Below are 24,104 nucleotides of genomic sequence, written 5' to 3' on the forward strand. Positions count from 1 at the left end.
CTGTAATGCCTGCCGAAACAAGAGATTATAAAAAACTGGACAAGCGCGATCTTATCAAATGTCTGCATGTAATAAACCGATGCCATAAAATTAAAGATGTTGATGATTTTCATGAACTTATCATGGATTTTGCATCTTATATAGGCTTCCGGTTTGTTCTTTACTGCTATTCAAGTGCCACTTATTACAGCGGCTACAAAATAAACATAATTAACCTTTCAAATCCGGAAGAATGGATGCAGGAGTATTACGAAAAAGATTTTCTTTCATTCGATCCTGTGCGCAAAGAGATGGAGCGCAGACTGAGAGCGAACTCGAGATTATCGTTTATTCTGTGGGATACTTACGAGATTGATCTTTTGCCGCAGGAGCAGGAAGTGGTGGACAGGCGCAGGGCATACGGGCTTGAATACGGCTGTTCGGTGTACGACGATTCGGAGAACAGGGATTTCGCTTTTCTTGTGTCTTTTTCAGATAAAAAGCATAAACCGGATGAAAAAACGGAGCTGATGTGTCGTCTTGTTGTCAACCATATGATGACAACGAGAAAGAGACTTGATATGCTGATGCTTTACAGAAGTCTCACGAAGAAGGAGAGCGAGATAGCCGAGTGGCTGGTAAAGGGCAAGACCAACTGGGAGATTGCAAAAATAATAGGTATCAGTGAGAATACGGTTAAATTTCACCTGAAGAATATATTTGTTAAGCTGAATGTAACAAACCGTCAGCAGGCGGTTAACGTTGTACTTATTGCAAAGTATCTGAGCAATTGAGGGGGAACCCATGTTAAGACTGAAACTGGCGGTGATTATATGTGCGTCTTTTATGCTGTTCTCTTGCGGGGGCGGCGACAGCGATTCGTCATCAGACGGCTCGCTTCATATTGACTATTATCCGACAGAGTGCAGCGAAGCGGCACAGATAGAGTTTGTTTATAAAGCTATGCATGATGTTTACCTCTGGGCTGATGAAGCACCTGTTCTTAACTATGCGTCTTATTCTTCTCAATACGATCTTATGGATGACCTGAAGGTTTCGGCTGACAGATTCAGCGCTATATATACCAAGCAGTATCTTGAGGACTATTATGCGGGAGCTAACGTCGGTCTCGGTTTCAACGGCATAACAAATTCCACCGATCTTTATGTCAGGGTGGTTTACCCGGATTCACCCGCTGACAACGCCGGTATCAAACGCGGCGACAGGATCGTTTCCATGAACGGATACACAGGCTATCAGATAGTTAACGACGACACCGCCTACGAAGCTGTGTACGGGGATGCATCTGAGGAAGGAAAACGTGTCGATGTGGTTTTCGAGGATTCTGAAAACGTTCAGCACAGCGAGACACTTTATACTGCCAGCTACTATGCGGATTCAGTTCTGGGGTATTCTGTGCTGACCAACACTGCCGATGGAAACAAAGTCGGTTACATAATGTATAACTCGTTTAACGAGAACATCTCCGATACCAACGAAGCCTTCGAGGCGTTTCGTGACGCGGGTGTAAAAGAACTCGTGGTTGACCTGCGTTACAACGGCGGAGGTCTTGTCAGTGTGGCGCAATATATCGCCAGCGTGATAGGCGGCAATGATCTTAACGGGTATATCCTGCTCCAGATGATATATAATAATATGCATCAGGACGCCAATAAAACATATAACTTCACCAAAACGAAATACGATCTGAACATAAGAAAGATAGTATTTCTGGTTACGGGAAACACTGCTTCCGCAAGTGAGCTTGTGATAAACGGTCTTCTTCCGTTTCAGGATGTTTATGTAATCGGAACCACGACTTACGGCAAAGCCGTAGGAACAAATTATATCAGCTACTGTGATAAGTATCTTTCCGCCATAACTTTTAAAAACCAGAACGCACTGGGTGCCGGAGACTACAACAGCGGGCTGGTACCCGACTGCATAAAGGATGAGGATATTGCGAATCTCGGCACGTTCGGAGACAGCAGTGAAAAATATCTCGCCGCCGCTATGACCTATCTGGAGACAGGTTCGTGTGTTTCTGAAAGGAGCGCGACGGAGGAAGCGAAGGTCAATGAGCTTGAAGTTCAGGTACCGTGGAATAAAAAAATAATTAAATAAGGTTTTTCATTTAAATTTCCTGTATTCAAAAGGCATTTTTTGCAGTATGTAATAATTGTAGGTTTTATTACAATTATTACATACATAAAAGGAGATGCCTATGAAAGGCTCTACACTCAAGATCGAAAAGATCTATCAGCAGGTGGTTGACAGAAACCCAGGTGAAACAGAGTTCCACCAAGCCGTTTGCGAGGTGCTGGACAGTCTCGGTCCGGTCATTCAGAAATACCCTAAATATTTGGATCATAAAATCATTGAACGCATATGCGAACCTGAACGTCAGATAATCTTCCGCGTTCCGTGGACTGACGACAAAGGCAATATCCATATCAACAGAGGCTTCAGAGTTGAGTTCAATTCAGCGCTTGGACCCTATAAGGGCGGTCTGCGCTTCCATGAATCAGTTTATCTTGGTATCATAAAATTCCTCGGCTTTGAGCAGATATTTAAAAACGCTCTTACAGGCATGCCCATCGGCGGCGGAAAGGGCGGTTCTGACTTTAACCCCAAAGGCAGAAGTGATGCAGAGATAATGAGATTCTGCCAGAGCTTCATGACGGAGCTTTACAGGCACCTTGGCGAATATACAGACGTTCCTGCAGGAGATATAGGTGTCGGCGGTCGTGAGATAGGCTATATGTTCGGTCAGTACAAAAGAATAACAAACCGCTATGAAGCGGGCGTTCTGACAGGAAAAGGACTTTCATGGGGCGGATCGCTGGTGCGCACCGAGGCGACAGGATACGGAGCTGTATATTTTGTCAATGAGATGCTTAAAACTAAGAAACAGAGCTTTGACGGCAAAACCTGCGTTGTTTCAGGTTCCGGAAACGTTGCTATCTATACTGTTGAAAAGATAAATCAGCTCGGCGGAAAAGTTGTGGCGATGTCCGATTCAAACGGATACGTTTATGACAAACGCGGTATAGACATAAGTCTGATCAAACAGATCAAAGAGATTGAGCGCCGCAGGATAAAAGATTACTGCGAGTACCATAAAGGCGCTTCATATAAAGAAGGCGGAAACATCTGGGAGGTACCCTGTCAGGTGGCTATGCCCTCTGCTACGCAGAACGAACTGGACGAAAAAGATGCTGAAATGCTTGTGAAAAACGGCTGTATGGCTGTAGGCGAAGGCGCGAACATGCCCACTACGCCGGAAGGCACAAAGGTATTTCTCAGCGGTGGAGTGCTTTTCGGACCGGGCAAAGCGGCAAATGCAGGCGGAGTTGCAACATCGGCACTTGAGATGCAGCAGAACGCCAGCCGTGATTCATGGAGCTTTGAATATACCGAAAAACGTCTGCATGAGATAATGGTAGGTATCCATAAGGCATGCTATGAACAGTCCGAAGAGTTCGGACAGCCGGGTAACTATATACTCGGTGCGAACATTGCTTCTTTCCGCAAGGTGGCGGATGCGATGATCTCTCTGGGACTTGTATAAAAGAAAAAGGGCGGTCGAAAGACCGCCCCATGTTGTTGACAAAGTTGAGTCTTCTGTATTTTATCCTCCTTTAGATAAAGGAGTGCTGGGGTGGATTTGATTGATATTTAATGTAAATCCCCCTTATTCCCCCTTTGCTAAAGGGGGAGACAAAACACGAAATAGCTTTTTTCATCAATCTGTAGCGGTCGAAAGACCGCCCGGTTTTTATAATTTGGAGTGCGCGTCGCGCAGCATTTTTTCCGTTGTTTCCCAATCAACACATTTGTCGGTGACTGATACACCGTATTTCAGGCATGACAGGTCTTCCGGTATGTTCTGGTTTCCTGCGAAGAGGTTACTTTCTATCATAACACCTTTGATATCGGTCTGTTTGTCACTGCGTATCTGAGATACGATGCTGTCCAGCACCGCCGGCTGTTTCTCGTGATCTTTTTCGGAGTTCGCGTGGCTGCAGTCCACCATTATTGCGTTGGGCAGATTATTCTTTTTCAGAAGCGCAACTGTCTCTTCAATGTTTTCTTTAAAATAGTTGGGTGAATCGTTTCCGCCTCGCAGAACAATGTGGACGTCGGGATTACCTGCTGTCTGAACAATAGCTGTCACACCGTCGTTGTTTATACCCAGGAAACTGTGGGGGCGGCAGGATGAGGACATTGCGTCGGTGGCAATTTTGAGGCATCCGTCTGTTCCGTTTTTAAATCCGACAGGGAATGAAAGACCGCTTGCCATTTCTCTGTGGGTTTGTGATTCGGTTGTTCTTGCGCCTATGGCTCCCCAGCTTATCATGTCGGAAAGATAATGCGGAGTGATGGGGTCGAGCATTTCACAGGCAATGGGGAGTTCTTTTTCAGTTATCTGGCAGAGAAGCCCCCGTGCGATGCCCAGCCCTTTGGATATCATGTGTGTGCCGTTCAGGTCGGGGTCGTTTATGAGGCCTTTCCAGCCGACTGTCGTTCTTGGTTTTTCAAAGTAGACCCGCATAATGATGAAGAGCTTGTCGGAAAGTTCGTCGGACAGTTTTTTAAGTCTGTCGGCGTATTCCAGAGCCGCCTTTGTGTCGTGTATGGAGCAGGGACCCACAACCACCATAAGTTTGTCGCTCTTTCCGTGGAGTATATCGCGGATGGTGTCTCTGGACTGTTTAACGAATGCGGCACCCTTTACGGGGAGCGGAAAAACCTGTTTCAGGTTGTTCGGTGATATTAGAGGTGTCAGGGCAAGTACGTTTATGTTATAAGTTTTAACCATTTTGACTCCTTATGTGATATTTGTTAGCTTTCAAAACTTTTTGAGTATCCACTGTAGCTTTATTTAGTGGATTAATCAAAAGGTTTTTGGTCTTCCTGTTTCATTTTTTTGTCATGAATTTCCGGTACACTTTAAATATATATAAATCAGAGGCAGATTGAAGGATAAGTTTTATTATGCAGGAAAAAAGAGGGTGGTGAGTTCCACCACCCCCCTGTTTATTTGGTTTTGAATTTATTTACGTCTGAATACATTTCATTTGAAAGATGGCTGAGTTCTCCCAGATTGGCGGAAACGGAAAGAATAGACGCCGTATTCCGTTCGACACCGGAAGTGATACCGTTTATGTTTTCTGAAACTGAGGTGATGGCAGAATTCTGTTCTTTAACAGCAGCTTCAATATTTCGTCCTGCATTGTCAATATTCATAACAGCATCAATGATCTGATTGAAAATCTCGTTTGTGTGACCTATGGCAGCTACCCCTTTGTTTACTGTTTCTTCGGCATTCTGCATCTCTTTTGAGGCGTTTGCTGTTTCATGTTGAAATGTTGAAACTATCTGACTTATCTCTGTTGTTGCATTTTGTGTGCGCTCTGCAAGTTTGCGTACTTCGTCCGCCACTACGGCGAAACCGCGTCCTGCTTCACCCGCTCTTGCTGCTTCGATTGCCGCATTCAGCGCCAGAAGGTTTGTCTGGTCTGCAATATCATTGATAACACTAAGTATGTTGCCTATTTCAACGGATGAGCTGCTTAGCCCGCCTATTGTCTTTGCCAGATATCCGACCCTAGCATTTATCTCTTCAATATTTTTAATGGCATCTTTAAGAGCCTTCATGCCGTCTTTGGTTTTAAGGTCGGCTATTCCTGTTCGCTCGATTGTTTCCGAAGCATTATGCAGAACCATTTCCGATGTTGCACTCATTTCTTCCATCGCCGATGCAATGTCGCTGATGTGTCCCGACTGTTCGGAAAAGCTTGTTGATATTTCAGACGCTACTGATGCCAGACTGGATGTCTTTATATTAACAGTGCTTGCTTTTTCTTTGATATCTTTAACAATAAAATGAATATTGCTGATGAACTTGTTTATGTATGACGTAAGGAGAACTATTTCGTCTTTGCTTTGCGCGCTGTCTCCCGATGCAGAGAGAGAAAGCTCTTTCGTGAGGTCAGCGTCCTGACTTACCAGATCTTTAACAACGTCTGTCACCTTTTTGAGGTCATTCAGAACAACTGAATTGATAACAACATATGTTATTATCACTGCAATCAGAGTTATTAATAGGGATGCAACGATAAGGTAGTTGCGCAGTGAGACAGTTGATTTCATTGCTTCAATCTTGTCTATACGGATGATAAGGCCCAGCTTTATGCCGTATACTTCCAGCGCGGAGAAAGCGTTGAATGAATCCGTTCCGTTAGGGTCTTCAGTTACTGCAAATCCTGATTCGCCTTTAAGTGCGCGGGAAACAGCTTCATCGTCAAACCTGAGTATTCCTATGGTGGTTTTAAGCTTTTGGACAAGCGGGTCTTTTATTTCGTCTATAAATCGGCTGTTATTGCGCATGGTGTGGTCTTCGCCCACAAGAAATGCCTGCCCCGTTGCTCCTAAACCTGATTTTTCATAATGTCCGTTAAAGTTCATTACGGCGTCTATTTTATTGATAGGCATCTGAAATATCAGTACGCCTATCATTTTCCCGTCTTCATAGATAGGAGATGAGATGAACGACGCCGGAAGGTTATAGCTGGGTTCGTATGGCTTGAAATCGTTCATGTATACTTTGCCTTTTTCCAGCGTTCTGCCCTTTTTATAAGCGTCACCAAGTCCTGTGTCTGCATATGGACCGGAGAGCAGATTGGTGGCAAAATCTTTTTCTTTGAAAACCGTATACACAACATCACCCTGCATATTTACAAGGAAAATATCGTAAAGAGAGAACTCTTTCAGTATTGTGTTGAATGTATTGTGATAAGCAGTGTGAAGGCGGGTGTATTCGCTTTCAAATCCTTTCGGGGTGACCATATTGTTTTTCTCACCGATTTTCTCGCCGTTTTCTTCAATATAAATATATTGAGCGAGGAGTCCGTTAGGATTGATTTTAAGATAATCTTCGGTAGGGCGCCTTCCCGGCACCCCTGGCACATCGTAGTTGACCAGATTCAAATACTGGTTTTCATAGTGCGTTTTGAGCTTGGATAATACTTCCTGCGGATCGGTCTGCAGTTCATCCTGAAGCTTATAGTAGCCTTCGCTCAGTTCCGAAAGAGCGTTTGCTGTCATTTGCCCCGATGCAGTTGAAATAAGAAGGGCGCCGATATTGCTGAAGTAATCGTTAATATTGTCTTTTTTGATCGCACATATACTGCTTAGATTTTCCTGCTGCGTTTCCTGAACGGAACTGCAGGATTTTATTGCGGCAAGTATCGTAAGTGTGATCCCGAAGAGCGCCAGACCGAGGATAGTTGCTGTAACCAGCCGCAGTCTGATTGACGTGTTTTTGAACATGCTTCACCTCTGAAAAATGAACATATTCTGTTGTTAAAAAAAATAATATGAACGCTTACTATCCCCACACGGAACTATATCACAAAATAATTTAAACTAGTACCTATATAGTGTATAATCTACCCAAAAGAAGGGTATTATGATTAGATTATTTTTCACCAAAAGATCCGGAACGGTTATAACAGGGGGAGCTGTCTTTGCTGTACTCATTTATGTTCTTGCCGACAGCTATATTGACTCCCGATTTCAACATGATGATGTGACGAGAGAAATATTTGAAAAGCTTACGGTAGGCTTGCTTTTTCTTATGTTTATCAGCAGTCTGTATGTGATATTGCGTATCCTGAACAGGATGGACACACAGACGCGGGAACGGGATGAGAAATACAAAACATATATAAACAACTCGCCCGATCCGATAATTGTTTGTGACAGAAGGGGATGCATTGTCGAAACAAATCCGTCTATGCGTGATATCTCCGGTTATACTGAAACAGAGCTTTCCGGTATGACCATTCAGCAGATGTGGGCGGATGAAAGCGTCAAACAGGGGTATGCGGCAGTTGCAAAGATGCTGAAAACCGACACTCTTGATATCACTCTGAAATTTCTCAAGAAAGATGGTGGCGACTATTACCTCTCATGCCATGCTGTGCGTGTCGGTGATAACAGATTTCTTATTATGTGCAGGGATATGACCTCGTATGTATTAATGGACAGCCGCATCAGGCAGATGCACGATGATTTGAAAGATAAAGTCGAAGAGGAACTGAAAAAACGCCAGCGTCAGGAACATCTTATAGAAAATCAGAAAAAAATGGCGGATATGAGCAAGCTTTTAAGTGCCATTGCACACCAGTGGCGGCAGCCGCTCAACGTCCTTTCGCTCTACTGCATCGACCTTAATGACACTTATAAGGCTGGCGGACTGAATGACAAATATATGGACGACTACAATACAGTGGTTACATCCACTATAGAAAAAATGTCCGACATTATAGATGATTTCAGGCTTTTCTTCGCGCCGGAAAAAGCAGGAACCGAATTTTGTGTGACAGTGGAAATTACTGATGTACTCAGTATCCTTCAGGCACAGCTTAACTATCTGGGTATTGAGATTGAATTGCAATGTAAGTGCGGCAGACAGTATTCAACCTGCAAAAACATCGCTGAATGTCCCGACTGTGCGTACAGATGGATGATTGTTCGCGGTGAACAGGACAGGTTCCGGCATGTTATGCTGAACCTGATATACAACAGCATTGATGCCATTAACGAAAAATCTGAAAGTTTATCTGGCTATAAAGGGAAAATAACAATCTCGGTTTCGTGTGTAAAAGAGAATGTCCGCATATCCGTTGCAGATAACGGAACCGGAATTCCCGATGATGTACGCGAGCATGTATTTGAACCCTATTTCTCCACAAAAGAGGAAGGAAAAGGCGCCGGAATAGGGCTTTTCATGTCCAGACTGGTGGTAAAGGATCAGATGCACGGGGATATTGAGCTGAGGAATACGAAAGACGGAGCCGAAGCAGTGATAACTCTTCCCGTGATGAAAGCTCAGGTGTCAAGCACTTTGACAATGTGAACGGTGTTGCCTTTGTCGCTGTAATACAGCCCGTCGACAAGGTTATCGGTGATAAAGATGCCTCTGCCGTTGTACTTTTTAGTGTCTATTTTGAATAGATTGCCGTCAAAACTGCTGAATTTGAATATTTCGGATACGTTGAACCCGCTCCCGCTGTCGGTTATCTCAACGGTAAGAAGCTTTTGTCCTTCTGTGCCTGTCTGAGCGGAACGGCACCTTATCATTATCTCTTTGTTATAATCGGATGTGTCCTCTTTTGTATGCTCTGCGATGAAGTCGTCATACACCCCTCCGCGTATCATGTCCTGTTTCTGGCGGAATGAAAGTCCCAGGCTTCCGTGTTCAAGAGCATTCATCAGCATTTCGCCGACTGCAAACTCAAAGGTGGAAACTTCAACGCTGTCAACTCCCTGTGCCTCCATAAAGGCGTTTATCCTTTCTCCTGCGGTACTCAGTTCCGACGCGCCGGAATGTATGGAGAAGGAATCTTCTGCAATTATTTCGTTCTGTTCGGTGCTTATGAAGAAAAAAGTTATGTCGTCTTCGTTCTGGGTTATGTCTTCGTTTACCATCCTGAGCAGGTGTTTTTTTGTTGCCGCCCTGCTGAAACAGTCCGGAAGTTTGTCGTAATAGAGAGAACCGTCGCTTGTGGTGGACTCCGAAAGTCCGTCGGAATATATCAGTATTTTGTCGATACCTTTCAGGCTGAATTCCGTGATCTCCTTAACAGCCATAAAACGCATTATCGGCATATTCGGTGTGCGGAGTTTTTGTATTGTGCCGTCTTTCATTTTTGCGAGGATTGGCGGCATGCCGAAGCTGGATACGGCAATTGTGTCCGTGTTGGTATCTATCATTGCAAATACGGCGCACAGTGCTTCATCCTCCATCAGTCTGTCGCGGATGTAGTGGAGGAACGACGAGAGCATCCTGCTCATGTCAAAGTCGTTTTTGATTATGGAAAGTTCAACGGAGTGGTTTATGAAAGAGCTTGACTGCAATGCGGTTACGGATGCAGAGAGCCCTTTGCCCATTGCGTCTATTATGTAAAGAAAGTACCTTCCGTCCTTTATGTTCATGTTTCCGTAGATGTCTCCGCTCATGATGTCCAGCGGTTTGAAATAGGTCTCGAAAAAGAAACGGCTGCCCTTTGTGCCGGATATTTCATCCTTTATGACAAGCATCTGTTTTTTAAATGCTGACGCCTGCTGGGTGGAGTGGTATCTCTCCTGATATTGCAGAAGCTCAAGCTCTTTCTGCCTGTCTATGGCTCGTCCGGACACCGGATAGAATATCAGTATGCTTCCGCTCTGCTTATTGTTTTCATATATTATTGTCAGCGTACCGGAAAGCAGCAGTTCTCTGCCTTTGCAGGTGGTGTGTGGCTGTTCCTCAAATCTGGTTGTGTCGTCCATGAAAGGATGCATTGTGAAAATATCGTTCAGAGTCATAAGGTTCAGCTCGGAACCCTTCATATCCAGAATATTTTTCGCTGCTTCGTTCATAAAGGTTACGCGTCCGTCGGCGTTCATCACCATTATGCCGTGTTCAACGCAGTTGGCAAGGTCACGCAGTCTGTGCACAGCTTTATGTACCAGCGATGCGTATTTTGTATCTCTGCCCTGCTGGAGCTGTTTTATTCCTTCCGTTACGGATTGTTTCGTGAAAAATGTATTGATGCCGATGTCTGCGAAACGGGAAAGGTTGCTGTCTGATGTCAGAAAAACAGCCGTTTTCGGAGCGTCGGGAGCCCGAAGTATCGGTGCCACTTCAAAAAGGCATTCGTCGTCTGTACCTTCACTGTCGAATACGATGGCGTCAGGTTTATCCTCTGCCAGTCTTTTCAACAGGTTATTTTTTCCATATACCTGATCATATTCGGCAATCATTCGACAGAACGGATCGGAAATATCACAAAAGTTAATTTTTGAATTATATATTAAAATCTTTTTCATGCTCATCCATAATTTATATGCACAAAGGAAAAAATACAGGATTATTCCTAACACTCTTTTACAATCCTGCAAAATGTATTATGATTATAGCATGAAACTTGAAGAAGCATTTAACACCATAATATCTTTTATACCCGGCGCAAAGCCGGAGGAGGTACCCCTCATCGCGGCTGCGGGAAGGGTTCTGGCAGAGGATATCGTTGCCCAGCACGATTATCCGGAGGCTGACATGTCCCGTATGGACGGTTATGCCGTGGGAAAAGGAAGCGAAGGCGTTTGTATAGTAGTGCAGGAGCTTTCCGCCGCAGACAGCTATGACAAGCCGCTGAAAAAAGGCGAGTGTATCCGTGTTGCCACCGGAGCGAAAGTTCCCACAAACACTGATTTTGTCGTTCCTTTTGAAAATGCCCACAGAAACGGAGAGAATGTCACATACCAGCAGGGAGAGGAGCGCAAAAGGCACATTACTCAGGCGGGAAGCGACATTAAAAAAGGGGATGTCTTAGCGCGCAAAGGGATGCGGGTAGACATACGGCTTATGGAGGTATTTGCCAGTATGCGCTTTGCCACTCTGCCCTGTGCAAAAGCGCCTCTGATAGGTGTTATCTCCACAGGTTCCGAACTGGTGGAGGATTTCACGCAGAAAGGCACCGTTAACAGCAACTATTACCACATGGCGGGACTGCTGCGCATTTTCGATGTGGATATGAAATATTACGGGGTAATCCCAGACGACGAGGGTCTGCTTTCAAAAATTATGAAACAGGCGGCTCTTGAGTGCGATATGATCGTGACGTTCGGCGGAACCGGCTATTCCAGATATGACCTGCTTAAGCTCACGGTTCTTGAGGCGGGCGGCGAGATACCAGTTGAAGGACTTCGCGTCAGCCCCGGCAAAACTTTCCGTTTCGGACTTCTGGGCGGAAAACCGCTGTTTATGTTCCCCGGTTCACCTGCTGGTGCCATAGCATGTTCGGAAGTGTTCCTTGTTCAGGCGATACGCAAATGGCACGGGCTTAAGACCGGAAACATAAAGGCACAAATCAACTTCCCTGTGAAAAAGAGAAAAGGTTTTGCAAAACTGGTCAGAACATGGCTCACTATAAATGATGAAGGTATGGCTGTGGCTTGCCAGAACGGAGTGGGATTCCCCTGTGTCGCCGCTATAGCGGAAGATACGGAAGAGGTTCAGAGGGGCGATCTTGTGGATGTATGGCTTGCGAGCAAAATGCTCTGATATGGCGAATAAGTTATAATAGACTGCTTCAGGATTAACCCTTCGCAGAAGACCATGTCTTCGCGAGGAGTGTTCACGACGAAGCGATCTATTGTATTATGATTTTCTGATATTCCTTTAACGCCGCGGTCTCTGTTTCTGTCAGCAGCCGCAGCGCTTCGTTAAAATCACCAGCGGACACGGTGAAAACGCCGTGTCCGTATACTGTTACACTATCACTTTTTTTCATAGCTGGCGGCAGGGTGTTCACCATTGCTCTGGGACCGTTCCCCACCTCTCCGGAAACTATCGGCACTTTTCCTATGTATCTTTCCTTTGTACAGGCATAGTGACATTTGCCTCTGTTTTCGCATTTTTCCGCGCACATCATTGACATTATGACGGCAAAGCGCGGATGTGCATGGAGAATGACCTTCTTGTCAGTGGTTTCGTAAATCCTTCTGTGGGATGCCAATTCACTGGATGCGGTCAATCCTGTGCATGTGGATTCGTCCAGAGGACAGATATCGGTTTCATTTTCAAGCTCGTCCAGACTGCTTCCTGTCCTGCTTATGTATATGTTCTTGCCCTCAAAGACAGAAATGTTGCCGAAAAATGAATCAACAAGTCCCAAATAGACTGTTGTTCTGCCCGCTTGTGCCATAGCTGATAATATGGATTGTTCCGATTGAAAGATATCTTTATCAAGAGACGGCGTATCGTTTACGGCGAATCTCTTTATGTAGCTGTTCAGAAGTTCGAGCGTCAGTTCTTTGTCGTAGGGCTTTCCGAGTAGTGCCGCTTCCCCTGCGTCTGCAAAAAATTTCACGAACCCGCTGAATATGACAGAGCTGGCAAATATAAATGCCTGTTCTGCGCCGAACGGGGCGGCTGTTGCTATTCCCTGTCCGCGGACGAAGACTGCCTTGCGGCGTTTGAGCGCGTCAGGCACTTCCGAAAAGCTGTCTGCAACAGGAACCGTGTGCAGAAAAGTTCTTGTTTCGGAATCGTTGGGTGCGAACTCGCCGCCTTTTGCCGCTGCTTCCAATGCTGACATGAACGGTTCTGCCGGGCGGACAAAAAGAAGTGAATAGGTCTTGATATGTGAGGCTATTTCCGAAAGCTCTTTATCAGCGGTGTCGCCATATATAGTTACAGTGTCTTCGGTTACGATATAGATCGCTTTGTCTGCTAGCTTACTTAGTTTGAGTTTATTCAGGTATTTATCGAAAAGGCTCATACAAGCCCCCGTATGCGGTGGTATTTTTTCAGTTCGGCATCAAACTCTTTCTGCTGCTGTGCCGACAGGACACCTTCCGGCAGTCTGTCCGTTTCTATGCCGAAACCCAGTCTGCGAATTATTCCTATCTCGTTCATGAATATGTTGTTTCCGCATTCGGCAAGTTGTGCCGCAGTTGTTCCGAGCGCCTTGGAATATTCCTCCAGTGATGCAGAAAAGAGGACGTACCGGCAGACAGGCAGCGAATCAGCCGCCGCCTTTGCGTTTTCATAGGCTATGTTTATGACGGCTTTGCCCTCGGCAGAGTGTCTGTCAGTGGGGACGGGTTTTCTTAGTATCTCGTGGGTGACTGCCATTGCGGTTGTCCAGTCCGCGCCGTTTGTGGAGGTTGCATAACCCAGCGCCACGCCCATTGCGCCATCGGGTGCGAAGGCAGGCAGTTCAATGCCTTTAACGGTGAGACTATCCGAGCCTTTGTAATATTCTTTTGGAATATTATAGAGAAATTTTTCAGCATCCATGCCCGACTGCACTATGCAGTGGCAGGCGGTTGTTATGTCTATGCCCTGTTTCAGGCAGTAGTTATATGTTTCGAGGATTCTGTCAAACGGGATTCCCACGCTTAAGAGCATGGCAAATTCATCATATTCCGGTACCCGTAGTCCGTTCTTTTTTTTTGCGGCAGGCTATGACGCATGAACCGCATGAGACGCTTTCCGTTTTACCGAAGGCATTTGCGTTATCGTGTGCATGGGGTTTCGACATGTTGAAAAAGACGTTGGGGAGAATGTTGCGTGCATGGGAAAGGTCATAGAGTGCGGCTGTGCCGAATCTGCCGATGCCCAGTCTTCCGGTGAGCGACGGCGCGGCGTTTATCAGCCTTTCTATGTCTTCATATGCCTGTGTCGACGGAATTTCCGGTTCGTTTGCAGGCATAATGCCCACTGACAAAAGATTCATGTCGTGCATCAGAGTTCCTGTGCCGCCTCTGTGTGTTGTAAAAAATCCGTCGGAGAGGATACCGCAGTATCTTATGTTTTTGTCAGCGCCCGCTTCGATCTTCGCATAGCCCGCGGGTATGCTTCCGAACCGTATGTTTTTGTCTATGATCAGGCTTACGGGTTTGTCCGCCCGTCCTGTAATGATAAGCCCGTCGTATCCCGCTCTTTTCAGTGCCGTTGCGAATCCGCCGCCGAAATTCGAGCGGAACAACCCCCCCCGTTCGCGGGTCTATGTGCATGACAGCGCATCTGGCTGTGGTCTGATAACCTGTACCCGTGAGCGGTCCTGTGCAAAATATAAGAGGATTTTCGCTGAGATGTTTGCCAAGAAGATATCCGCACAGTCCCCGACCGCCGATATATCTGTCATAGATGCCTTTTTCAGGTGTTACAATGCTGTGGGAAAGGTCTGTCAGCGAGACTGAGAGTATCTTTCCGGTATACATCAGAATATTGCTTTAAGGTTGTTCTCGTACGGTCTTTTCACGATGCCTTTTTCCGTGATAAATCCCGAAATAAGGTATGCCGGAGTAACGTCGAAAGCCGGATTGAGAACGTTTATATCAACAGGCGCAGTGCGTTTTTCTCCGAAGAAGCAAACTTCGTCGTTTCCGCGCTGTTCTATCTCGATGTCGTATCCGCAGGATGTCTTCATGTCCAGTGTGGACGTCGGGCAGGCAACATAAAAAGGTATTCCGAAATGTTTCGCCATGATGGCTACGCCCAGCGTGCCTATCTTGTTTGCTGTGTCGCCGTTTGCGGCAACTCTGTCTGCACCCACAATAACAAGCTGTATTCTGCCGGAAGCCATGACGGATGCCGCCATGTCGTCGCATATGAGAGTAACGTCAAGCCCTGCTCTTTGCAGTTCCCATGCGGTGAGTCTTGAACCCTGACAGAGCGGGCGGGTCTCGTCGGCGTAGACCTTGAAACGTTTTTTCTGCTCCTGCGCCAGATACATGGGCGCGGTTGCAGTACCCAGACGGGAAGTGGCAAGGGAGCCTGCATTGCAGTGGGTCAGGATGCCGAAGCCGTCCTGAATGAGTTCTCTGCCGTGTTCGCCGATCATGCGGCAGGTTCTCAGGTCTTCCTGATGTATTCTGGTAGCTTCGTCCAGAATTTCTGCATACATCTCCTCTGTGGATTTTTGTACGCAGGCATAAAGTCTTTTCATTATGCGTTTTATCGCCCAGCTGAGGTTTACGGCTGTCGGGCGGGAAGAGTTCAGGTATTTCGCGTCCTTTCCGAGGTTTTCCATGAAAAGGTTGGGTTCTTCATCAAGATGTTTCTGTGCGCAGATGCAGAGACCGTATGCCCCCGCAACGCCTATTGCCGGCGCACCGCGCACCTGTAATGTTTTTATTGCGACATACACTTCGTCGATATTGCGAAGCGGTACTTCAATGAATATTTCAGGAAGAAGTGTCTGGTCGATGACATAGAGAATGTCCTCCTGCCATCTGAGTGTGTATGGAAGCGACTCAAAACTCATTATGCCCCTCAGCTTTCAGCAGCGCCCGTTTCATGCCGAGACCGCTGGAGAATCCCCCGATTTTTCCTCCCGCCGCCAGAACACGGTGGCAGGGTACAATGATAAGGAATCTGTTCTTCGACATTGCCGTGCCGACAGCGCGGGATGCGCCCGCGTGACCGGAAAGAACTGCCAGCTCGCCGTATGTAACGGTTATTCCAAACGGAACCAGTGCCAATGCGCGGTACACAGCCATTGAAAAAGCTGTCGTCCACGAAAAATCAAGGTCGTCAAGCGCTTCTATAAGCATGGGCTGTCTCGAACAGTCTTTCAGGTATTCTGCCATATAGGCGAACCTTTCCGCAAGAGGCATTTGAATAAGATTTTCGGGACGTGATGACGCAACCTCATACACCCTGTCGTTGTCAAAGGTGATGAACAGGTCGTAACCCGCAGAGCATCGCACACTGTCCCAGTGCTTCATCTTATTCTCCGTTAAGAAAATATGTGTCCCAGTCTTTCAGAACGGGGTCATACCCGTTCATCCTTACCATATCACAAAATTCTTCAACTGTCCTTGTGTCTTCAACCTGAAACTGTTTGCCGTCGTGTTCCTTTGCATATCCGCCTGGTTCCGTTTTGGAGCCTGCACTCATGTGGGTGACGCCCAGTCTGAGCAGTTTGTTGCGGAACTCTGCGGATTCTCGTGTGGATACATTTATGCCGAGATCGTGCCTGAACAGTCTGTGGGTAAGGAGCATCTGAACGTAATCTATATCGTCAATTATCTGATATGCCTGAAAGTTTCCTGACGCTTTGCGTATGCGGGGGAAAGAGATGGAGACGTGGGTTTTCCAGTAGTTCTTCATAAGATAGCCTGCGTGGAGACCAAGGAAGAACTGGTCTGTTCTGAATTCCTCAAGCCCCATGAGCGTACCGAGACCTATGGTGCGGAAACCTGCCTGTGCGCCGCGTTCGGGACCGCCGAGCCTCCAGCCGAAGTCGCGTTTTCGACCTGCGGGGTGTACGTCGGCATATTTCACGCGGTTATATGTTTCCTGAAACATGGTCAGACCGTCAACTCCGTGGGTGTACATAAGGGTATAGTCCTCAGCAGACATTGGGTATACTTCTATGCATACGGAGCTGAACTTGTCCTTCATGATGTTGACAGCGTTTATAAGGTAGTCCGTGCCGACCTTTGCAGGGGATTCTCCTGTGACAAGAAGGATATGACGGATGCCCATGTTGTGGATGATATCGGTTTCCTGCCGTATCTCTTCGTCTGTGAGTATGACGCGTGGTATTTCGTTGTGGCGGTTGAACCCGCAGTATTTGCAGGAGTTCGCGCAGACATTTGAAAGGTACATGGGAGCGTAAACCTTTATTGTCTTTCCAAATCTCTGTACAGTTATACGGTTCGCCTTCTGTGCCATCTCTTCGAGATATGGTGTTGCCGCCGGAGAAAGGAGAGCTGCGAAATCCTCTTCGTCGATGTTCTCTTTGCCGAGGGCAAATTCAACGTCAGCGGGTTTGCGGGAGAAGATGAAATCCTTTATGTCGTTGAAATCGTATTTATCAAGTTCCTGTTCAAAGCTCATTATTCGTTCCTCAGAAATCCTGTAAGGGGGCTTGATGCCTCTGCTCTGTCCCTTGTGCCGGGCATACCTGCCGCGCGTGCGGTGACTGCCGCTTCAACGCCCAGTTTGAAAGATTTAGCCATCATAATAGGGTCTTTTGCAGTCGCGATGGCGGTGTTCACAAGAACGCTGTCCGCTCCCATTTCAATTGCCAGCGCCGCGTGCGAAGGTGCGCCGATGCCTGCGTCAACAACAACGGGAACCTTTGCCTGTTCGATAATTATGCGCAGGTTGTCGATTGTTTTAATGCCTTTGTTGCTGCCTATGGGTGCGCCGAGGGGCATAACGGTGACTGTGCCTATCTCTTCCAGACGCTTGCAGAGAACGGGGTCTGCGTTGATATAGGGCAAAACCTTGAATCCCTCTTTAACGAGTATCTGTGCCGCTTTGAAAGTTTCGATGGGGTCGGGCAGAAGATAATAGGGGTCGGGTGTGACCTCCAGTTTTATCCATGGTTCGCAGCCTGCCGCTCTTGCTATGCGGGCGAGGCGCACTGCCTCTTCCGCATCTCTTGCTCCGGATGTGTTTGGGAGCAGGAGATATTTTTTTGGGTCTATCTGTTTCAGTATATCGTCCTGAGGATTGTTTATGTCCACGCGGCGAAGCGCAACCGTGACTATCTCTGCGCCGCTCGCTTCAAGCGCGTCTGCCATAATTTTTGCGTTGGGAAATTTGCCTGTGCCTACCATCAGTCTGCTGCGGAACGTACGTCCGGCGATGACCAGTTCGTTTTTGAACATGACTATACTCCGATTGTTGGAAAAAGATTGTAAGACCCTTGCCAACAGGTCTTAAATTTGGGGTAGGCAAAAATATAATATCCCCTGCACAGAAAAAGTCAAATTTTTTTCTTATCAGCGGGCGAGGATGTCTGTGACTTCGCTTATATAAAGGTCGTGGTAGTCTTTGTCCTTATAAAATTCTGTGTCTATGCTGTCTGAAAGGAAGTGATCCGGTGTCAAAGGCTGACAGAACATTTTTTTGCATATAATGACTTTGTTTGCTTCTTCAAAGTAGGGTGTGCCGTTCCGGTGTGAAACGGTAAGGGCAAATTTTGCTATCTTATCCTCGTCGCGCCCCGATACCGTACCCATGTAACCGAGCATCTTGCCGTATTGCTTCCTGTCGAAAAAAGTGAGTGAAAATGTGTCTGCCGCATCCACAAATTCTTTTGTGAATCTGCTTTTGCGGATTACTACGAAAGATACGTTCTTTTGCCACATGACCCCAAGTCCGCCCCATGATGCCGTCATGCTGTTTGCTCTGCCGTCTTTTTCCGCTGTAACGAGCATCCATTCCTTTCCAATTATCCTGAAAGGGCTGTGGTTGAAGTCTTCGGGGTTTATCTGTTGAAATGTTTGCATTGTGCTGCCTCCTGTACCACTCAGTATTTTATAATTGCGGGCAGAGAGAAAATAATCAAGAGCTTACAGTTTTGTAAGGGTGGAATAAAAAAAGCCGGAGAAGACTCCGGCTTTATTTATTAAGTTTCGACAGAACGCCCAATGCGGCGGTCATGCAGCAGATCTTTAGTTCTTGATCTGTTTCATTACCTCTTCCACAAAGTTCTCCTGCTTTTTTTCGATGCCTTCTCCAAGCTCGAAGCGGCTGTAGGAAACTATCTTAGCTCCTGCATCGGCAAGAAGTTTTTCGATGGTGACATCGGGGTTTTTAACGAAAGGCTGGCTAACGAGGCAAACTTCTTTAAGAAGTTTTGCGACCTGACCGTCAACTATTTTGGGGATCATGTTGTCGGGTTTGCCTTGCTCTTTCAGTTTGGCAGCGTATATCTCTTTCTCTTTGTTAACGAAGTCTGCGTCAACATAGCTGGAGTCGAGATATTTAGGGTTGCTTGCGGCGATGTGCAGGCAAAGGTCTTTTGCAAGTTCTGCTGTTCCGCCGTCAAGTTTTACAACGACGCCTATTTTACCGCCGCCGTGGATGTATGTGGCAACTGTGCCGCCTTCAAGGCGTGCGAAACGTCTGATGCTCAGTTTTTCGCCTATTTTTGCGATCATGCTGTTAAGGTAAGCTTCAACGGTTTCGCCGTTTTTAGCTGTAACGGTCATGAAAGCTTCGATGTCGGCGGGATTTGCAGTAGCGACAAGTTCTGCCATTTCTGTAGCGTATGAAGTGAAATTTTCGTTTTTAGCAACGAAGTCTGTTTCGGAGTTGACTTCAACGATAACGCCTATGCCGTCTTTAACGATGGCTGCGACTGTACCTTCCGCTGCGATTCTGTCAGCTTTCTTTGCTGCTGCTGCGAGACCCTTTTTGCGGAGGTATTCAACAGCACCTTCAAGGTCGCCGTCGGATTCGGCAAGGGCTTTTTTGCAGTCGAGCATTCCTGCTCCGGTTTTTTCGCGAAGTTCTTTAACCAGTGCGGCTGTGATCTCTGCCATTTATTACTCCTCTTCTTCTTTGTCAACGGGTACGTCAGCGAGAAGCTGTTCAACGGGGATGTCCTCTCCGCCGTCTTCTTCAGCCTGGCCGATGTTTTCTTCGTCAAGTATCTGTCTGCCTTCGATGATAGCGTCCGCTATACGTCCTGCGATAAGCTGGCAAGCGCGGATAGCGTCGTCGTTACCGGGGATAGGCATATCAACCTGATCGGGGTCGCAGTTTGTATCTACGATTGCGATTATCGGGATATCAAGTTTGTGAGCTTCAGCAACAGCGTTCTGCTCCATTTTGATGTCGATTATGAACATAACATCGGGGATACCTTGCATATCTTTGATACCGCCGAGGTTTTTAGTCAGTTTATCAAGTTCTTTTCTGAGTTTTGAAACTTCTTTTTTGGTATATTTGTTAACGAAGCCTGTTTCAAACATTTCTTCAAGTTCTTTCAGTCTTGCCACTCTTGTGCGGATAGTCTGGAAGTTTGTAAGAGTACCGCCGAGCCAGCGTTCGTTCATGTAATGAGCGTTGCATTTTTCAGCAGCTTGTTTGATAGCTTCCTGAGCCTGTTTTTTAGTACCTACGAAAAGGAATGTGCTGCCCTGACGAGCTGCGTCTCTTGCGAATTCGTAAGCTGTGTTGAAGCACTGAACTGTCTTCTGAAGGTCAAGTATGTAGATACCGTTTCTTGCACCGAAGACATATTTGGACATTTTCGGGTTCCAGCGTTTTGTCTGGTGACCGAAGTGAACACCCGCCTCAAGCAGGCTTTTCATTGAAATATAGGACATTAATTTCTCCCGAGGCGTTTTTGCCTCTCAATTTGTTATTCTTGCGCCCCGTAAAACAGCCACCCGAAAGGATTTCAGGCACACGGCAGTTTTAAACGCTATACGGGCGTGCAAAATGGGTGTTCTTTATAGCAAGGGCTATACAAAAAATCAAGGTTTTTTTGATTTGTAAAAAAAGTCTGTACTGTTTATGATGTTTCCGACAGAGACAAAGGGGGAAATTATGTTTCCGTATCTTTTTAAACTGGGACCACTGGAACTGAGGGTATACAGTCTTATGTACATTATCGGGCTTATCGTCGGCATGTACATGATAAAACGCAAGGCGGACAAGCTTAATCTGAAACCGACGGACATGGAGAACGCCGCCATCGCGTGTTTCCTCTCCGGTATTCTCGGTGCGAGAATGTATTATGTTGCTTTCCGCTGGGAATATTACGCCGGAAATATATTTGAGATGTTCGCCGTCTGGCACGGCGGACTTGCCATCCACGGCGGTATCATAGGCGCTCTGATAGCGCTCTTCATATTTACACGGTACAAAAAGGCAAGTCTTCTCGGGCTTGCGGACACCATGGTTCCGTGGCTCCTTTTCGGACAGGCGATCGGCAGGATAGGCAACCTTGCAAACGGCGAGGCGCACGGAGTGCCGACCATCGTTCCGCCCTCCATAATATTCGGGGTGGAGAACAGGTTTCGGGATTTCTGGGCGGCGGTATGCGACCAGACAGGTCTGAACCCGATGCCTGCCAGCATTTCAAAGCTGATTGATAAACTACCCGTTCAGGTGAGTTTTGAAGGAAAACTCTACGAACTGAAAGAATATGTGCCGTGGGGCATGAGCTTTGGAAATTACAAGAGAACCCCAGCCTACAGCGACTTTGGAGCGCTTCCGGTTCACCCGACGTTCATATATGAAATGGTGCTGAATTTCGCATGTTTCATCGTCCTTTATATATTATGGAGAAAAGATGAGAACCTCGGAACGGGTCGTCTCGTGGCATGGTATCTTATCTTCTACGGCTTTATACGGGCGTTTGTGACGTTTTTCCGTGCGGACGATCTTATGGTCGGTTACCTCAGAGCGCCGCATTTAATAAGCATAATAATGGTTGTTGCGGGAATATTAATTTTAAACAGAAATAAATTATTGAAATGCGCTCAAAAACGCCAATAATCATGAAAATTAGGGTATAGTATGTTAATATCTTGTACAGCGTGAAGAGAGGTTTCATTTTAGGAGGAGACGTTATGCGTCGTTTTATGTTTTCGGCAGGGCTTCTTATACTGCCGTTGTTAAGCCCTGTTGCCCTGTATGCCTATGACTATCCCGTCATCGGCGAATACAGCGGCGTTTATCAGAAAGTGTTCGATGCTATCAAATCAGGAAAATGCAGGAACATGGAGAGCGAGCTTAAAGCTCTTTCCGCTTCCGAAGGCATTTCCAGCAACATCTACAGATCTATTTGTTTTTTTGAGAATAACCAGCAGCAGGACGGTTTTGTCGCTCTCACCCTTATGCTTGAAAATCAGGAATACGACGAGATTATATATGTCTGCAATACGCAGATGGAAAAGGGCAATACAGACCCGAATCTGCTTAAATACAGAGGACTTGCCTTCTTTAACATAGGCGATATGGACGGTGCTCTTGCGGATATCACTGCCTATTCGGATAAGACGGGCGACGACACCATGAGATACACTCTTGTGGATATTTACGTCGCAATGAACGATTATGAACGTGCTGACGCGGAACTTGAAAAGGTTACTGTCAAAGATGACAGGTACTATATAAGAAAAGGAAAGATAGCCTACAGGCAGGGCGATTTTTACAATGCTATAGGTTCGCTCAGAAAAGTTTCCACCGAAAAACAGGACAGTTACGATCAGGCGCAGATGCTTATTTCGGATATCTGTATGATCACTGGCAGGTTTGAGTGCGCGGAGGAATCTCTGGTGAACGTCAAATCACCCGATGCTGAATACATGCAGCTTAAACGGGAAAAGATGAACCAGTTCAAGAAACCTTTCAGTATCTATTTCTCCGCAATAGAGGAATACGACGATAACGTAAAATCCGAGAACGAGGATATAGGCGCTTCCGGTACATCGAGTTTCCGAACCGCCTTTGTGCTTGATGCAAAATATAACATGTACCCGCTCTGGTCTGACAAGGCTGCTGTCGGGCTTATGAACTACAGGTCGTTCAACATGAAGAGCGGTCTCAGCTCATACGACCTTGAGATGCACAAGGCATATGTTCAGGTGACAAAAAGTACCGACAGGGTTTCATATACACCCAAATTCACAGCGGGCATCCTTTCGCTCGGAAACGAGAAGTACTATGAAACATACGGCGCGGAACTCGGTTCAAACATCAAGTTCGACGGTTTTACGCTGAACGTTCCCGTTAAGGTCGAAAAAAGGAACTATGTGTCCTCTCCCGACCCGAGAGCGGACAAAGACGGTATGTACTACGGAATTTCAGGCGAAATATCAAAAATGTTCGCTCAGAAATATAATATGACATTCGGTGTCGGCGTTAATCTTGAAAACACCGACGGCGAGGACAAAGACAACAGAGCATACACAGTTTCATTTGGAACACTTGCCGCTGTCACCCCAAAGGTAACACTTACATTCAACGTCGATTACACATACGCGGATTTCTTTAACTCCGCCATAGACAGAATGGATGCTTCCGGACTTGCGACCATACGCGAGGACAAGACATATAATGTCGGGCTTAAGTCCATATACAGACTGACGGACTCCGTGTTTCTCAGCGGAGGGGTAACATATACCGATGCCGATTCAAACGTGCCTTCGTATAAATACGACAAGACCGTGTTTGATGTCAGCTTAAGCTACGCATATTAAAAGGTGTGCCATGAGAATAAAAAGGATTACGGCTTTAACCACAGCAATAGTAATGATCAGTTCACAGGTTTTTGCGTCTTCGGTGGCAGGAACCGTTAAAACTGTCAAAGGTGCAGTGGATGTCGTTAAGGCGCAGGCTGTCATGGGAAAAATAGCGAAAGAGGGCACAAGCCTATCTTTCGACGATATCCTCAGAACAAAGAGAAAAGGATATGCGGAGGTCAATTTTGTTGACGGAAGCAATATAAAAGTATTCGAAAAATCGCGTTTGCTCCTTCTGGGTTCGGAGCGTACAAAGGACGGCTTCAACGCGGAACTGCAAAAAGGCAAGGTACTTTTTAAAGTTGAAAAGATGCACGATGTTGCGGGCGATTTCAGAATAAAGACCAGCAACGCGGTAATCGGAGTAAAAGGAACTGTGCTTGGTGCAGAATCAAACAACGGAAATCTTGTTGTTGAGGTCGGTTCAGGTACGGTGGTTTTAGTGCCTAATATACAGGCTCCGTCCGTGGGCGGCGGTGTGGGCGGAGCGGCGGCTTCCGGAGCTGATTATGTAGCTGAAGAGGCGGCAAGAGCCGCAGAACAGGCGGCAGCGGCACAGG

At 46.5% G+C, this 24,104-nt stretch carries 21 protein-coding genes and 1 pseudogene; 8 read left to right on the forward strand and 14 right to left on the reverse strand.

Annotated elements, in window-relative coordinates; all coding sequences use genetic code 11:
* The first annotated feature begins 5 nt into the window (after positions 1 to 5).
* The 3 genes from LRY47_RS04885 (at position 6) to gdhA (ending at position 3,550) form a co-directional block, all read left to right on the forward strand.
* Positions 6 to 773: a LuxR C-terminal-related transcriptional regulator gene (locus LRY47_RS04885; RefSeq protein ID WP_295223092.1), complete on the forward strand. Its 768-nt coding sequence runs from the start codon at positions 6 to 8 to the stop codon at positions 771 to 773.
* A gap of 10 nt (positions 774 to 783) precedes the next feature.
* On the forward strand, positions 784 to 2,103 hold the full coding sequence (locus tag LRY47_RS04890) for a S41 family peptidase (RefSeq protein ID WP_295223094.1): 1,320 nt from the start codon (positions 784 to 786) through the stop codon (positions 2,101 to 2,103).
* Positions 2,104 to 2,197: 94 nt separating this feature from the next.
* The gene (gene gdhA, locus LRY47_RS04895; RefSeq protein ID WP_366043277.1) at positions 2,198 to 3,550 is read left to right on the forward strand and encodes an NADP-specific glutamate dehydrogenase; all 1,353 of its coding nucleotides are present in this window, start codon (positions 2,198 to 2,200) and stop codon (positions 3,548 to 3,550) included.
* A gap of 207 nt (positions 3,551 to 3,757) precedes the next feature.
* Here gdhA and LRY47_RS04900 read toward each other — a convergent pair whose 3' ends face one another.
* Positions 3,758 to 4,801, reverse strand: coding sequence for a 3-deoxy-7-phosphoheptulonate synthase (locus LRY47_RS04900; RefSeq protein ID WP_295223098.1), 1,044 nt, complete (start codon positions 4,799 to 4,801; stop codon positions 3,758 to 3,760).
* A 218-nt stretch (positions 4,802 to 5,019) separates the two neighbouring features.
* The gene (locus tag LRY47_RS04905; RefSeq protein WP_295223100.1) at positions 5,020 to 7,314 is read right to left on the reverse strand and encodes a methyl-accepting chemotaxis protein; all 2,295 of its coding nucleotides are present in this window, start codon (positions 7,312 to 7,314) and stop codon (positions 5,020 to 5,022) included.
* Between the two features lie 139 nt (positions 7,315 to 7,453).
* Here LRY47_RS04905 and LRY47_RS04910 point away from each other — a divergent pair, with 139 nt between their 5' ends.
* Positions 7,454 to 8,905: a PAS domain-containing sensor histidine kinase gene (locus tag LRY47_RS04910; protein ID WP_295223102.1), complete on the forward strand. Its 1,452-nt coding sequence runs from the start codon at positions 7,454 to 7,456 to the stop codon at positions 8,903 to 8,905.
* Here the strand turns inward: LRY47_RS04910 and LRY47_RS04915 are convergent.
* Entirely contained in the window at positions 8,878 to 10,752 is a 1,875-nt protein-coding gene (locus LRY47_RS04915; protein ID WP_295223103.1) for a SpoIIE family protein phosphatase, read from the reverse strand. The genes LRY47_RS04910 and LRY47_RS04915 overlap by 28 nt on opposite strands.
* 199 nt (positions 10,753 to 10,951) lie before the next feature.
* Between LRY47_RS04915 and LRY47_RS04920 the strand changes: the two genes are divergently transcribed.
* On the forward strand, positions 10,952 to 12,097 hold the full coding sequence (locus LRY47_RS04920) for a molybdopterin molybdotransferase MoeA (protein ID WP_295223105.1): 1,146 nt from the start codon (positions 10,952 to 10,954) through the stop codon (positions 12,095 to 12,097).
* An 88-nt stretch (positions 12,098 to 12,185) separates the two neighbouring features.
* Here the strand turns inward: LRY47_RS04920 and LRY47_RS04925 are convergent, their stop codons facing one another.
* From LRY47_RS04925 to rpsB, 11 genes and pseudogenes are all read right to left on the reverse strand, one after another.
* On the reverse strand, positions 12,186 to 13,316 hold the full coding sequence (locus tag LRY47_RS04925) for a class II aldolase/adducin family protein (RefSeq protein WP_295223107.1): 1,131 nt from the start codon (positions 13,314 to 13,316) through the stop codon (positions 12,186 to 12,188).
* Positions 13,313 to 13,936, reverse strand: a complete 624-nt coding sequence (locus tag LRY47_RS04930) for an aldehyde ferredoxin oxidoreductase C-terminal domain-containing protein (protein WP_295223109.1) — start codon at positions 13,934 to 13,936, stop codon at positions 13,313 to 13,315. Before LRY47_RS04930 ends, LRY47_RS04925 begins: the two co-directional genes overlap by 4 nt.
* Before the next feature lie 22 nt (positions 13,937 to 13,958).
* Positions 13,959 to 14,528, reverse strand: coding sequence for an aldehyde ferredoxin oxidoreductase N-terminal domain-containing protein (locus tag LRY47_RS04935; protein ID WP_295223111.1), 570 nt, complete (start codon positions 14,526 to 14,528; stop codon positions 13,959 to 13,961).
* Positions 14,529 to 14,583: 55 nt separating this feature from the next.
* Positions 14,584 to 14,763, reverse strand: a pseudogene (locus LRY47_RS14150) (aldehyde ferredoxin oxidoreductase N-terminal domain-containing protein); the annotation flags it as partial.
* Complete coding sequence (mtnA, locus tag LRY47_RS04940; RefSeq protein ID WP_295223112.1) at positions 14,763 to 15,809, reverse strand: S-methyl-5-thioribose-1-phosphate isomerase; 1,047 nt, start codon at positions 15,807 to 15,809, stop codon at positions 14,763 to 14,765. The pseudogene LRY47_RS14150 and the gene mtnA, both read right to left, overlap by 1 nt.
* The gene (locus tag LRY47_RS04945; protein ID WP_295223114.1) at positions 15,799 to 16,272 is read right to left on the reverse strand and encodes an MGMT family protein; all 474 of its coding nucleotides are present in this window, start codon (positions 16,270 to 16,272) and stop codon (positions 15,799 to 15,801) included. Before LRY47_RS04945 ends, mtnA begins: the two co-directional genes overlap by 11 nt.
* A 1-nt stretch (position 16,273) precedes the next feature.
* A complete protein-coding gene (gene thiH, locus LRY47_RS04950) occupies positions 16,274 to 17,389 on the reverse strand; it encodes a 2-iminoacetate synthase ThiH (protein ID WP_295223116.1) in 1,116 nt (371 codons plus the stop codon).
* Complete coding sequence (locus LRY47_RS04955) at positions 17,389 to 18,168, reverse strand: thiazole synthase (protein WP_295223117.1); 780 nt, start codon at positions 18,166 to 18,168, stop codon at positions 17,389 to 17,391. Before LRY47_RS04955 ends, thiH begins: the two co-directional genes overlap by 1 nt.
* Before the next feature lie 114 nt (positions 18,169 to 18,282).
* Entirely contained in the window at positions 18,283 to 18,792 is a 510-nt protein-coding gene (locus tag LRY47_RS04960) for a flavin reductase (protein ID WP_295223119.1), read from the reverse strand.
* Positions 18,793 to 18,957: 165 nt separating this feature from the next.
* Positions 18,958 to 19,830 carry a translation elongation factor Ts gene (gene tsf, locus LRY47_RS04965; protein ID WP_295223121.1) on the reverse strand — a complete coding sequence of 291 codons (873 nt, stop codon included), beginning with the start codon at positions 19,828 to 19,830 and terminating at the stop codon, positions 18,958 to 18,960.
* Between the two features lie 3 nt (positions 19,831 to 19,833).
* Positions 19,834 to 20,619 carry a 30S ribosomal protein S2 gene (gene rpsB, locus LRY47_RS04970; RefSeq protein WP_295223122.1) on the reverse strand — a complete coding sequence of 262 codons (786 nt, stop codon included), beginning with the start codon at positions 20,617 to 20,619 and terminating at the stop codon, positions 19,834 to 19,836.
* A gap of 223 nt (positions 20,620 to 20,842) precedes the next feature.
* Between rpsB and lgt the strand changes: the two genes are divergently transcribed.
* From lgt to LRY47_RS04985, 3 genes are all read left to right on the forward strand, one after another.
* Positions 20,843 to 21,796, forward strand: coding sequence for a prolipoprotein diacylglyceryl transferase (gene lgt / locus LRY47_RS04975; RefSeq protein ID WP_295223123.1), 954 nt, complete (start codon positions 20,843 to 20,845; stop codon positions 21,794 to 21,796).
* Positions 21,797 to 21,870: 74 nt separating this feature from the next.
* A complete protein-coding gene (locus LRY47_RS04980) occupies positions 21,871 to 23,502 on the forward strand; it encodes an outer membrane beta-barrel protein (protein WP_295223125.1) in 1,632 nt (543 codons plus the stop codon).
* 10 nt (positions 23,503 to 23,512) lie between these two features.
* A partial coding sequence (locus LRY47_RS04985) for a FecR family protein (protein WP_295223126.1) occupies positions 23,513 to 24,104 on the forward strand: 592 nt, incomplete at its 3' end.

It is taken from the genome of Seleniivibrio sp., from assembly GCF_021209385.1.
Classification (GTDB): Bacteria; Chrysiogenota; Deferribacteres; order Deferribacterales; family Geovibrionaceae; genus Seleniivibrio.